The organism is Pseudomonas sp. FG-3G (assembly GCF_901007645.1).
GTDB lineage: Bacteria > Pseudomonadota > Gammaproteobacteria > Pseudomonadales > Pseudomonadaceae > Aquipseudomonas > Aquipseudomonas rhizophila.
Genome location: NZ_CAAKGZ010000001.1, coordinates 70,313 through 82,499, shown reverse-complemented (window position 1 = coordinate 82,499; position 12,187 = coordinate 70,313). Strand labels below are relative to the sequence as shown.

Here is a 12,187-nt window from a genome sequence, read left to right as displayed (position 1 = left end):
CGCTCTGTTGGCGTGATCGCTCTAAATCTGAGTGATGCGATCCTCGAAAAGTTTTACCGAATTTTTCAGCGCATGAGCGGACTGCCGCGCCTCTTCCTCCAGCCACTGGAAGAATGCCCGCACCGGTGGATGGCGTTCACGGCCTGGAACGCACAGGGCACTGTAGCCAGCGCCGTTGACCTGAATCTGCGGCCGATAAGCCACCAACAGGCCACTGGCGAGGCTTTCGGAAGCGAGGATGTTGCTCGCCAGTACCAGGCCTTGCCCGGCTATCGCCGCTTGCAGGGCGTAATGCTCCTCGTCGTACTCGCGCATGCAAGGTTGCCGGGCCAGCCAGGTTTCGCCGGCCTGAGCGCACCAGGCTTCCCAGCCATGGGCATACAGTTTGGAATTGTGCCAGCGCACGCTGATCAGCGTGGGCTGCCTCTGCGCGGCCAGGGCCACTTGTTCCGGCGAGCCGTACACGCCGAAGTGTTCATCGAAAAGGCACAGGCCGTACAGGTTCGGGTAGCTGTCCAGGCTGTAGCGCACCACCAGATCGACGCTGGCGTCCTGATGCAGATCGACCACTTCGCAGTGGGTGTCCAGGCGCACGTTGATATTCGGATGACGCGCATAAAACCGGCCCAGGCGCGGCACCAGCCACAGGGTGGCAAACGCTGCGGTGGTGGACAGTGTCAGGTGAGTGTTGGTGCGTTGCGGGCGCAGGGTGTCGACGCTTTGCGCCACTTCCAGCAGGGCCCCGTGCAGGCTGTGGAACAAGCGTTGGCCGCCGTCGGTGAGCCGCACCTGGCGCGGCTGGCGTTCGAACAGCTGCACACCTAGCCAGGTTTCCAGGGCGCGAATCTGATGGGAAACCGCTGTGGGTGTCACCGACAGCTCCGCCGCCGCAGCCTTGAAGCTGAGCAGCCGTGCGGCAGACTCAAAGGCCCGCAGTGCGTTGAGGGGCAGCGTGGCAAACATTACTGATCTCCTGAAGTGCCATGGGTGAAATTAACTCATCTTGCGTGACGAGCCCTCATTTGCCCGGCTGCCGCGTTGGACATCAAGCTTTAAGCCGAAAAGTTCTATTGATTGTAGTCGCAACCCAAGGAGATTCAGATGAGCAAAATTCTTGTCGTGCATGGCAGCCCTCGTGGCGAGCGCTCTCACTCCCGACGCCTGACCGAAAGCTTTGTCTCGGCCTGGCAGGCGGCCCATCCGCACTCCCAGCTGAGCCGGCGCGAAGTGGGGCGCACCGTGATTCCTCCGGTCAACGAAGCGTTCATCGCGGCGGCGTTCTACCCCGAACCGCAAGCCCGACCGCTGACCATGCAGGCGGATCTGGCACTCAGTGATGCATTGGTGACGGAATTGCAGGTCCATGATCGGTTGGTCATCTCCGCGCCCATGCACAACTTCAGCGTGCCCAGCGGTGTAAAAGCCTGGATCGACCAGATCGTGCGGATCGGGCTGACGTTCAACCACAGCCTGGATAACGGTGTGTCACAGTACGAACCGCTGGTACTGGGCAAGAAAGCGCTGATCGTGACCAGTCGTGGCGACTTCGGTTTCGGGCCGGGTGGTCAGCTTGAAGGGATGAACCACGCCGACACGCTGCTGCGCACCGTGCTGGGTTTTATCGGTATCACCGATGTGACGGTGGTTGCCGCCGAAGGTGAGGAGTCGGCTGAGCGCAGTTTCGCCCAATCCTGTGCCGAGGCCGAGCAACGCTTGCTGGGGTTGGCGCAGACGTTCTGATGGCGCGGGTGTCATAGACTGGTCATCATCGATACCGATGCTGACCACCTATTGATCAAGGATGTCGCCATGTCACAACAGTGCGCCACTCGTTACCCGCTGGTGCTGGTCCCCGGAATGCTCGGGTTCATTCGTCTGGTGCTGTATCCGTATTGGTACGGGATCGTCTCGGCGTTGCGCCGGGGTGGGGCAGTGGTGGTTGCTGTGCAGGTGTCACCGCTGCACTCATCCGAGGTGCGCGGCGAGCAGTTGCTCGCGCGGATCGAGGAGATCCTCACGCAAACCGGTGCGCAGAAGGTCAACCTGATCGGCCACAGCCAGGGCGCCCTCACGGCACGCTACGCGGCGGCCAAGCGCCCGGACCTGGTGGCATCGGTCACTTCGGTGGCCGGCACCAACCATGGGTCCGAGCTGGCTGATTACCTGCAGGCCCATTACCCGGCCAACAGCGCCAAGGGTCGCCTGCTCAGTGCTTTGCTGCGGTTGATCGGCGCCCTGATGAGCCTGCTGGAAACCGGTTATCGCGGGCCCCGGTTGCCGGTGGATATCCAGGCGTCCCACGCCTCTCTCACTACCGCGGGCGTGGCCCTGTTCAACCAGCAATATCCCCAGGGCCTGCCAGAAACGTGGGGCGGGAACGGACCGGAAGTGGTCAATGGCGTGCGTTATTACTCCTGGTCCGGAACCTTGCAGCCAGGCAAGACCAACAGGGGGCGTAACCTGTTTGATGGCACCCACCGGAGTTGCCGGCTGTTCGCCCGCACTTTCGTGCGTGAGGCCGGGCAATGCGACGGCATGGTCGGGCGTTACAGCTCGCATTTGGGCACGGTGATCGGCGATGACTATCCGCTGGATCACTTCGATATCGTCAACCAGTCGTTGGGGCTGGTGGGCAAGGGCGCCGAGCCGGTTCGCTTGTTCGTCGAGCATGCGCAGCGGTTGAAGGCTGCTGGCGTGTAGGGCTTCAGGTCGGGTTGTCCGTCATCGCGAGCAGGCTCGCTCCCACATTCGGATCGGGTTTCTTCTGGCGGAGTGCGGTCAACTGTGGGAGCGAGCCTGCTCGCGATGACGGTCAATCAGACACGGAAATTCGCGCAGATGAAGGTGTAACAGGCGTTGTCTACACTGCACCTCATCGCCGTACCCATCGTGCGGCAGCCAGGAGAAAACATCATGAAGATGCTGCGTGTTCCTTTGTTGGTGATCGGGTTGCTGCTGTCTTCCCAGGGTTTCGCCGCCACGGCCCAACAGAACAAGATGACCACCTGCAATGCCGACGCTACCGCCAAGGCCCTCAAGGGCGACGAGCGCAAAGCCTTCATGAGCAACTGCCTCAAGGCCACCCCCGTCGATGCCAGCACCCCGCAGGAACGCATGAAAACCTGCAACGCCACGGCCACGACCCAGGCACTGAAAGGCGATGCGCGTAAAGCGTTCATGAGTGAGTGTCTGAAGAAAAAATAACCGCCGGGATTTTTTCAGACGGTGAAGGCCTCATCGCGAGCAGCCTCGCTTCCACAGTTGATTTGCACTGCCCGGTCCATTGTGGGAGCGAGCCTGCTCGCGATGGGGCCGGCAAAGGCGCTACAAAAAAACACCTGCACTGTGATCGAGGTCAGCCGATACAATCCCTAGTGCTGTTGGTGGAACGCTGGCAGACTGCCGATCCTTTCACGCCGTTTTGTTCTGAGGCTGTATGCCAACGTTTTCTCAGCGTCATGTCTTGTTGGTGATCAGTTGGGTGATCATTTTTGGTGGGTTGTTGCTGGTGCTGCCACTGCGCCTGTTGCCGAGCCTTTTGGCCGGTTTGCTGGTGTTCGAGCTGGTCAACATGCTCACCCCGCAGTTGCAACGGCTGATCGAGGGCCGGCGGGCCCGCTGGTTGGCGGTGGCGCTGCTGGGCACGCTGGTGGTCAGTGTGCTGTCGTTGATTTTCGCCGGGGCCTTCAGTTTCCTGCTCCATGAGGCGGAAAACCCTGGCGCATCCCTGGACATGTTCATGACGGTGGTCGACCGCGCCCGGGGGCAGTTGCCACCGTTCATCGACGCCTACCTGCCGGCCAGCGCGGCCGAGTTCCGGGTGGCCATTGGCGACTGGATGAGCAAGCACCTGAGCGAGCTGCAGTTGGTGGGCAAGGATGCGGCCCACATGTTCGTGACGTTGTTGATCGGCATGGTCCTGGGGGCTATCGTCGCCCTGCAGCGCATCCCCGACCTGACCAAGCGCAAGCCCCTGGCGGCGGCGCTGTTCGACCGTCTGAGCCTGTTGGTCAAGGCGTTCCGCAACATTGTGTTCGCCCAGATCAAGATTTCCCTGCTCAACACCTTCTTCACCGGGATTTTCCTGGCGGTGGTGCTGCCGCTGTTCGGCATCCACCTGCCGCTGACCAAGACCCTGATCGTCATGACGTTCCTGTTGGGGCTGCTGCCGGTCATTGGCAACCTGATGTCCAACACCCTGATCACCATCGTCGCCTTGTCGCTGTCGATCTGGGTGGCAATGGCGGCGCTGGGTTACCTGATCGTGATCCACAAGCTCGAATACTTCCTCAATGCCCGCATCGTCGGTGGGCAGATCAGCGCCAAGTCCTGGGAATTGCTCATGGCGATGCTGGTGTTCGAAGCCGCGTTCGGCCTGCCGGGCGTGGTGGCGGGGCCGATTTATTATGCTTACTTGAAGAGTGAGTTGAAGCAGGTGGGGATGGTTTGACCTGATCGGCGTCGCCTGTTCTGACGCCATCGCGAGCAGGCTCGCTCCCACCGTTGAGCGAGTTCCTTCAGAGGGAATGCGGTTCAATGTGGGAGCGAGCCTGCTCGCGATAGATGCGCCGCAGAACTTGAATCAGACCTGCGTGCCGTAGCGCTTCATCGCCTCAATCGCCAGCCCGCTGCCGATGCTGCCGAAGATATTGCCTTCCACATGCCGCGCTTGGGGCAGCATCGCCGAGACGCTGTTGCGCAGTGCCGGGATGCCGCTGGAGCCACCGGTAAAGAACACCGTATCCACCTGATCGACGCGTACGTTGGCATCGTTGAGCAATTGCGTGACGCTGCCGCGCACCCGCTCCAGCAGGCCGTCGATGGCCGATTCGAACAGTTCCCGGCTCAGGTCCACGCTCAGGCCTGCCTCGATCCGGTCCAGGAGCAAATGACGCTGGTCGGAGTGGGTCAGCTGGATCTTGGTTTCTTCCACTTCCATCGCCAGCCAGTGCCCCGCGCGCTGTTCGATCAACTTGAACAACCGGTCGATGCCGCCGGTGTCTTCGATGTCGTAGCGCATGCTGCCCAGGGCCAGGGTGGATTTCTGCGAGTACACCGCGTTGATGGTGTGCCAGGTCGCCAGGTTCATGTGGTGGCTGGTGGGCATGTAGGCGCCGCTTTTCATGCGGCTGCCGTAGCCGAACAGCGGCATCAGGCCGGCCAGCGAGAGCTGCTTGTCGAAGTCGGTGCCGCCGATGTGCACACCGCCGGTGGCGAGGATGTCGGCGTGACGGTTGTCATGGGTGCGCCGCTCGGGCGACAGGCGTACCAGGGAGAAGTCCGAAGTACCGCCACCGATGTCGACGATCAGTACCAGCTCTTCCCTCTCGATGGTCGACTCATAGTCGAAGGCCGCCGCGATGGGCTCATACTGGAACGAGACTTCCTTGAAACCGATGGCGCGGGCTACGTCCACGAGGGTGTTCTCCGCTTCCTGATCGGCCATTTCATCGTCGTCGACGAAAAATACCGGGCGGCCCAGCACCACTTCTTCGAATTCCCGACCGGCGGTGGCTTCGGCACGCTTCTTCAACTGGCCGATGAACAGCCCCAAAAGATCCTTGAACGGCATGGCCGTGCCCAGCACGCTGGTGTCGTGCTTGATCAGCTTGGACCCCAGCAGACTCTTGAGCGAGCGCATCAGCCGGCCTTCGTAGCCTTCCAGGTACTCGTGCAGGGCCAGGCGGCCATACACCGGGCGGCGTTCCTCGAGATTGAAAAAGACCACCGAGGGCAGGGTGATCTTGTCGTCCTCCAGCGCAATCAGCGTTTCCATGCCGGGGCGCAGCCAGCCGACAGTGGAGTTGGACGTGCCAAAGTCGATGCCGCAGGCACGGGCCGGAGATGCGTTTTTCATGTCTTTCGGATTCCAGTTGAAAAAACGGCCGCGCAGTGTATGTCAGTGCGGCACGGATTCGAAGGCCGGTTATCTGCTAATTCGTAAACTCTGGCCTTGAAAGACAGCGTCGCACCCCCAAACTTGCTGGCATGGGCCTGGCAGCCACAAGGCGAGTACAAGAACCGCCACCGGCTGCCGATAAACTTCTGAAGCGCCGCCCGGTCACAAACCTTGAGATCGGTCAAACCCCAGGACTTGTATCACGAGCATGCTGCGGGTGGCGGTGCGATATCGATAACGGATGGTGATCCTTCGATGGACTTCAAAGACTATTACAAGATTCTGGGTGTGGAGCCGACGGCTGATGACGCCACGATCAAGGCTGCTTATCGCAAACTGGCCCGCAAATACCACCCGGATGTGAGTAAGGAAAAGGATGCCGAGACCAAATTCAAGGACGTCTCCGAAGCCTATGAAGCGCTGAAGAGCGCCGACAAACGCGCCGAGTACGATGACCTGCGTCGCTATGGCCAGCACGGCCAGCCTTTCCAGGGACCGCCGGGCTGGCAAAGCCGGGGCGGCTTTGGCGGTGGACAGGACACCGGCGATTTTTCGGATTTCTTCAGCTCGATTTTTGGTAATCGCGGGCCGGGTTTCGGTGGCGGACAGTCAGGCCGCAGCACCGGCCGTCGAGGGCAAGACGTGGAAATGGAACTACCGATTTTCCTGGAAGAGACCCTGTCGAGCGAATCGAAGAAGGTCAGCTTCCAGGTGCCGCAGTACAACGCCGCCGGCCAGCACGTCAGCAATACCAGCAAAAGCCTGAACGTGAAGATTCCCCTGGGCGTGACCGACGGCGAACGCATCCGCCTCAAGGGCCAGGGTGCGCCGGGTATTGGCGGCGGTGCCAATGGCGATTTGTACCTGACCATTCGTTTTGCCCCGCACCCCAAGTTCGACGTCGAAGGCCAGGATCTGATCATCACGTTGCCCCTGGCGCCGTGGGAATTGGCACTGGGCACTGAAGTGGCGGTGCCGACCCTCACCGGCAAGATCAACCTCAAGGTTCCGGCCGGCAGCCAGAATGGCCAGCGCATGCGCGCCAAGGGCCACGGCCTGCGCAACAAGGCCGGCGAGCGCGGTTACCTGTTCGTACAGCTCAAGGCCGTGATGCCCAAGGCCAGCGACGAGGCAGTCAAGGCGTTGTGGGCGGAGCTGGCGAAGAAGGCTGCGTTCGATCCGCGGGAGAATTTCTGACTGTTTTGAGGCGCTAGACTCGACAGTTAAAGCATTGGGAGAAGCAGACCATGAACAACCCGATCATTGAACTGAACCTGATGGAATTTTGCGAGGCCGCTGCGTTGGCGGATGTCCATGTGATCGAAATCGTCGAGCATGGCATTCTCGAACCCCATGGCGCGGCCCCGGCGGATTGGCGCTTCACCGATTACGAACTGGTCTTGGCCCGGCGTGCGGCCAAGCTGCGCCGCGAGCTGGAACTGGAATGGGAAGGTGTCGCCCTGGCGCTGGACCTGCTGGAAGAAGTACAGCAACTGCGCAGCGAAAACCGCATGCTCAAGCAGCGGTTGGGACGGTTGGTGGAGTAGGTTGATTAAGCCTGCCCGAGACCAGGGCCAGGCACATGATTTCCTCATTCTGTGGCGAGGGAGCTTGCTCCCGCTGGGCTGCGTAGCAGCCCCTCCTTTGGCGGTTGCTGCGCAACCGAGCGGGAGCAAGCTCCCTCGCCACAGGGGTATGTGTCTGGCCTGATTCACCTCAAAACAGAAAATAGCGCTGCGCCATCGGCAGCACATCAGCCGGTTCACACCACAACAACACTCCATCGGCCTTGACCTGGTAGGTCTGTGGATCGACATCGATGTTCGGTAGGTAATCGTTGTGGATCAGGTCGGTTTTCTGCACATTGCGGCAGCCTTTGACCACGGCAATTCTCTTCTTTAGTCCAAGCTGTTCGGGCAGCCCCGCCTCGGCGGCGGCCTGACTGATGAACGTCAGGCTGGTGGCGTGCCGCGAGCCGCCGAAGCTTGCGAACATCGGTCGGTAGTGCACCGGTTGCGGTGTCGGTATCGAGGCGTTGGCGTCGCCCATCAGGCTGGCGGCAATCGCCCCGCCCTTGAGGATCAGGGTCGGCTTGACGCCGAAGAACGCCGGGCGCCACAGCACCAGGTCGGCCCACTTGCCCACTTCGATGGAGCCCACTTCATGGCTGATGCCATGGGTGATCGCCGGGTTGATGGTGTACTTGGCGATGTAGCGCTTGATGCGAAAATTGTCGTTGCCTTCGCCATCGCCGGGCAGGGCGCCGCGTTGCTTTTTCATCTTGTCGGCGGTCTGCCAGGTGCGGGTGATGACTTCACCGACGCGGCCCATGGCCTGGCTGTCGGAACTGATCATCGAGAACGCGCCCAGGTCGTGGAGGATGTCTTCGGCGGCGATGGTTTCACGACGGATGCGGCTTTCAGCGAAGGCCACGTCTTCGGCGATGCTCGGGTCCAGGTGATGGCAGACCATCAGCATGTCCAGGTGTTCGTCGATGGTGTTGCGGGTGAACGGCCGGGTCGGGTTGGTGGAGCTGGGCAACACATTGGCAAAACCGCAGGCCTTGATGATGTCTGGCGCATGGCCGCCACCGGCGCCTTCGGTGTGATAGGTGTGGATGGTGCGGCCCTTGAACGCGGCCAGGGTGGTTTCCACGAAACCCGATTCGTTGAGGGTGTCGGTATGGATCGCCACCTGCACGTCGTACTGGTCGGCCACGCTCAGGCAGTTGTCGATGGCCGCCGGGGTGGTGCCCCAGTCTTCGTGCAGCTTCAGGCCGATGGCACCGGCCTTGACTTGCTCGATCAACGGCTCGGGCAGGCTGGCGTTGCCCTTGCCGGTGAAGCCGATGTTCATTGGGAAAGCGTCGGCGGCCTGGAGCATGCGCGCCAGGTGCCACGGCCCGGAGGTACATGTGGTGGCATTGGTCCCGGTGGCCGGGCCCGTACCGCCGCCGATCATGGTGGTGACACCGCTCATCAAGGCTTCTTCGATCTGCTGCGGGCAGATGAAGTGAATGTGGGTGTCGATACCGCCGGCGGTGAGGATCATGCCTTCACCGGCGATCACTTCGGTGCTGGCGCCAATGGCGATGGTCACATCGGGCTGGATGTCCGGGTTACCGGCCTTGCCGATGGCTTTGATGCGCCCGTCCTTGAGACCGACATCGGCCTTGACGATGCCCCAGTGATCGATGATCAGCGCGTTGGTGATCAGCGTGTCGACGACCTCGGCGGCCAGCAGCTGGCTCTGGCCCATGCCGTCGCGAATCACTTTGCCGCCGCCGAATTTCACTTCTTCGCCATAGGTGGTGAAGTCCTTTTCCACCTCGATCCACAGTTCGGTGTCGGCCAGGCGGACCTTGTCGCCGACGGTGGGGCCGAACATGTCGGCGTAGGCTTGTCTCGAAATCTTCATGTGCTTGCCTTGGAATTCAATTGAATGTGGAAACCGTTCGCTTCGCTCACTCATCGCGAGCAGGCTCGCTCCCACAGTTGATCGCATTCCCCTGTGGGAGCGAGCCTGCTCGCGATGGGGCCGGTGCTGGCACCCTATGACTTACAGGTCGCCCATCACCCGCCCGGCAAACCCGAACACCCGGCGATGCCCCGCCAAATCCACCAGTTCCACCTCGCGGCTCTGGCCCGGTTCGAAGCGCACCGCGGTGCCGGCCGGAATGTTCAGGCGCATGCCACGGCTGGCGGCGCGGTCGAAGGTCAGGGCGTCGTTGGTTTCGAAAAAGTGATAGTGCGAGCCGACCTGGATCGGCCGGTCGCCGCTGTTGGCGACGTTCAGGGTGAGGGTGCGGCGACCGACGTTGAGTTCGATGTCGCCGGGCTGGACCTGGTATTGGCCTGGAATCATTGCGGTTGCCCCAAAGTCTTGTAGTAAATGGCGGTCGGGGTGTACGTCCCGTCCGGGCTCTGGCAGTAGTCGGGCAGTTCACCGACGCGGGTGTAGCCCATGGCGCGGTAGAATGCCTCGGCCTCGGAACCAGCCTCCGTGTCGAGGTACAACAGGCCGCGCTTGTGCTGGCGGGCGCCGAGTTCCAGGGCGCTCATCAATTGCTGGCCCAGGCCGCGGCGGCGAGCCTCGCCGCGCACCAGCAGCTTTTGCACTTCGGCACGGTTGAGGCCGTTGGGTTTCTGGCACAGGGCAAGTTGGACGCTGGCCTGCACCTGTTCATCCTTGACCACCACCCACAGCAGCAAGTGGCCCTGGTTGAGACTGGCCTGAACCTCATCGAAATAGGCGCGTGCCTGGACCGCATCGAGATCGGCCATGAACCCCACGCTGGCGCCATAGCCGACGGCGTCGAGCAACAGATCGATCAGGCCCTGGCGGTAGTGCGCAAAGCTCTCGGCGTGGACTCGGCGCAACTGGGCGGGGTTCATAGGCATCACTCCTTGTCGACGGCAGGCGGTAGCGCCCCTGGGTTGAGGATCAACTGCATGAAAGTCAGGTCCAGCCAACGGCCGAACTTGGTGCCCACCTGGGGCATCTGCCCGGTGGTGATGAAGCCAGCCCGCTCGTGCAGGCGAATCGAGGCGGCGTTGCCGCTTTCGACGGCCGCGACCATGACGTGTTTGCCGCACGCCCTGGCGCGCTCGATCAGGGCCGTCATCAACAGTGAGCCCAAGCCGTTGCCGCGTTGGTCATCACGTACGTACACCGAATGCTCCACGGTGTGCCGGAAACCATCGAAGGGTCGCCAGTCGCCGAACGAGGCATAGCCGAGGACGTTATCTTCGTCATCGACCACCACCAGCACCGGATAGCCTTGCGATTGCCGGGCGCTGAACCATGCCTGGCGATTGCCCAGGTCCACGGCCTGTTCGTTCCAGATCGCCGTGGTGTTCAGCACCGCGTCGTTGTAGATGTCACGGATCGCTGGCAAGTCGGCGTGGCGGGCGTCTCGAATGTCATAGGTCATGGTGCGGCCTCACGCGATCGGCTGGTGGACAGTGACCAGTTTGGTGCCGTCGGGAAACGTCGCCTCGACCTGGATCTCCGGGATCATTTCCGGGATGCCCTCCATTACCTGTTCGCGGGTCAACAGCGTGGTGCCGTAATGCATCAGCTCGGCCACGGTCTGGCCATCGCGGGCGCCTTCGAGCAGGGCGGCGGAAATATAGGCCATCGCCTCCGGGTAGTTGAGCTTCAAGCCGCGAGCCAACCGTCGCTCGGCGACGAGGCCGGCGGTGAAGATCAGCAGCTTGTCTTTTTCGCGTGGGGTCAGGTCCATGTGCAATCCATAAGGGCAGATAAAAAATTCTTGCTGTAAACACAGATCTCCTTGTGGGAGATCCTTTGTGGGAGCGAGCTTGCTCGCGATAGCGGTGTGTCAGTCGACATTAATGTTGAATGTTCCATCGCCATCGCGAGCAAGCTCGCTCCCACAGGAAAGCAGATTCATGTACTCCAGATTCTGGGCGGCATGGCCTCTCTTCCAAGCAATGCAGGCCTGAGCAAACGCCACAATTCAATCAACCAACCCCGCGCCAGCAGCGCCTCGCTCGCCAGACATCGGGCCACGATCAGGCCGGGCAATTGAGTCAGGTCGCCGCGCACGTGATGGCCCAGGGATCGGCACTGTTCCAGCAACTCGCTATCAATCTCGCCAGTCACCAGCAGTGTGGCAAACACCGGATCGCCGCCCAGCCCGATGGGCGAGTCGAGCAATCCGTCACCGCCCACAATGCGCTGGCGTTCATGCCAGAGCAACTGCCCGTCGCGGCGGATGTCCAGCCGCGACTGGAAATGTCCCAGGTCAAATCGTTCACCGCTGGCCGGCCGACCGAGGGCCACCATGTCCCAGTAGAACAGGCGCCCGTCACCCTGCAGGTCGATGCTGGTGCTGAGTTCGGCCTGGGCGGCACTGAAGACGATGGTTTCCTGGGGCAGCCATTCCAGGGTCGCCCCCGCGGCCACGCTCAGGTTCAGTTGCTGATAGGCCGGGCCGGCGGCGCGATACCACTTGGCCGCGCCGGGACTGGTCAACTGCGCCCAGGCAGCGGGGCCGACGTGGGCCGCGATGTCCAACCGATCACCGCCGGCAATTCCGCCGGGCGGGTGGACGATGATGTGCTGGCACACTTCGGGGCCTTCGGCGTACAGGTGTTTTTGCACCCGCAGCGGACCTTTGTGGCGGCGCTGCACCGGACGCGTGCAGTCACCGAACCGGGCATAACCCAGTTCCAGCTCGGCATGCCAGCTGGGGGTGAATAGGGCCGAAGGCGCCAGTAAGGAGACAGGTAGGTTCATGATTTCCGATTATCGTTAGAGCGC

General features: G+C 61.8%; 14 protein-coding genes. 6 read left to right on the top strand and 8 right to left on the bottom strand.

The window, feature by feature from the left end; translation table 11 throughout:
- Positions 1-21 precede the first annotated feature (21 nt).
- Complete coding sequence (locus PSEUDOMOFG3G_RS00340; protein WP_139048499.1) at positions 22-963, bottom strand: LysR substrate-binding domain-containing protein; 942 nt, start codon at positions 961-963, stop codon at positions 22-24.
- A 138-nt stretch (positions 964-1,101) separates the two neighbouring features.
- Between PSEUDOMOFG3G_RS00340 and PSEUDOMOFG3G_RS00335 the strand changes: the two genes are divergently transcribed.
- From PSEUDOMOFG3G_RS00335 to PSEUDOMOFG3G_RS00320, 4 genes are all read left to right on the top strand, one after another.
- Entirely contained in the window at positions 1,102-1,740 is a 639-nt protein-coding gene (locus tag PSEUDOMOFG3G_RS00335) for an FMN-dependent NADH-azoreductase (RefSeq protein WP_139048498.1), read from the top strand.
- 69 nt (positions 1,741-1,809) lie between these two features.
- Positions 1,810-2,700 carry a triacylglycerol lipase gene (locus tag PSEUDOMOFG3G_RS00330; protein ID WP_139048497.1) on the top strand — a complete coding sequence of 297 codons (891 nt, stop codon included), beginning with the start codon at positions 1,810-1,812 and terminating at the stop codon, positions 2,698-2,700.
- 213 nt (positions 2,701-2,913) lie between these two features.
- The gene (locus tag PSEUDOMOFG3G_RS00325; RefSeq protein WP_047227353.1) at positions 2,914-3,204 is read left to right on the top strand and encodes a PsiF family protein; all 291 of its coding nucleotides are present in this window, start codon (positions 2,914-2,916) and stop codon (positions 3,202-3,204) included.
- 232 nt (positions 3,205-3,436) lie between these two features.
- Entirely contained in the window at positions 3,437-4,450 is a 1,014-nt protein-coding gene (locus PSEUDOMOFG3G_RS00320) for an AI-2E family transporter (RefSeq protein WP_047227354.1), read from the top strand.
- 132 nt (positions 4,451-4,582) lie between these two features.
- On the opposite strand, the gene PSEUDOMOFG3G_RS00315 is transcribed toward PSEUDOMOFG3G_RS00320, so the two are convergent.
- The gene (locus PSEUDOMOFG3G_RS00315) at positions 4,583-5,857 is read right to left on the bottom strand and encodes an Hsp70 family protein (protein WP_047227355.1); all 1,275 of its coding nucleotides are present in this window, start codon (positions 5,855-5,857) and stop codon (positions 4,583-4,585) included.
- 297 nt (positions 5,858-6,154) lie between these two features.
- On the opposite strand from PSEUDOMOFG3G_RS00315, the gene PSEUDOMOFG3G_RS00310 reads away from it, so the two are divergent.
- Both PSEUDOMOFG3G_RS00310 and PSEUDOMOFG3G_RS00305 read left to right on the top strand, forming a co-directional pair.
- Complete coding sequence (locus PSEUDOMOFG3G_RS00310; RefSeq protein ID WP_047227356.1) at positions 6,155-7,096, top strand: DnaJ C-terminal domain-containing protein; 942 nt, start codon at positions 6,155-6,157, stop codon at positions 7,094-7,096.
- Between the two features lie 50 nt (positions 7,097-7,146).
- Positions 7,147-7,446, top strand: coding sequence for a chaperone modulator CbpM (locus PSEUDOMOFG3G_RS00305; RefSeq protein ID WP_047227357.1), 300 nt, complete (start codon positions 7,147-7,149; stop codon positions 7,444-7,446).
- A gap of 169 nt (positions 7,447-7,615) precedes the next feature.
- Here PSEUDOMOFG3G_RS00305 and ureC read toward each other — a convergent pair whose 3' ends face one another.
- From ureC to PSEUDOMOFG3G_RS00275, 6 genes are all read right to left on the bottom strand, one after another.
- The gene (gene ureC / locus PSEUDOMOFG3G_RS00300; protein ID WP_047227358.1) at positions 7,616-9,316 is read right to left on the bottom strand and encodes an urease subunit alpha; all 1,701 of its coding nucleotides are present in this window, start codon (positions 9,314-9,316) and stop codon (positions 7,616-7,618) included.
- A gap of 141 nt (positions 9,317-9,457) precedes the next feature.
- Positions 9,458-9,763, bottom strand: coding sequence for an urease subunit beta (locus PSEUDOMOFG3G_RS00295; RefSeq protein WP_014336352.1), 306 nt, complete (start codon positions 9,761-9,763; stop codon positions 9,458-9,460).
- Entirely contained in the window at positions 9,760-10,293 is a 534-nt protein-coding gene (locus tag PSEUDOMOFG3G_RS00290; RefSeq protein ID WP_003197345.1) for an N-acetyltransferase, read from the bottom strand. The genes PSEUDOMOFG3G_RS00295 and PSEUDOMOFG3G_RS00290 overlap by 4 nt, the downstream gene beginning before the upstream one ends.
- A 5-nt stretch (positions 10,294-10,298) precedes the next feature.
- A complete protein-coding gene (locus PSEUDOMOFG3G_RS00285) occupies positions 10,299-10,832 on the bottom strand; it encodes a GNAT family N-acetyltransferase (RefSeq protein ID WP_139048496.1) in 534 nt (177 codons plus the stop codon).
- 9 nt (positions 10,833-10,841) lie between these two features.
- Positions 10,842-11,144: an urease subunit gamma gene (ureA, locus tag PSEUDOMOFG3G_RS00280; protein ID WP_047227360.1), complete on the bottom strand. Its 303-nt coding sequence runs from the start codon at positions 11,142-11,144 to the stop codon at positions 10,842-10,844.
- 167 nt (positions 11,145-11,311) lie between these two features.
- Positions 11,312-12,163 (bottom strand): urease accessory protein UreD, encoded by an 852-nt coding sequence (locus PSEUDOMOFG3G_RS00275; RefSeq protein ID WP_139048495.1) that lies wholly within the window; start codon positions 12,161-12,163, stop codon positions 11,312-11,314.
- Positions 12,164-12,187: the final 24 nt, after the last annotated feature.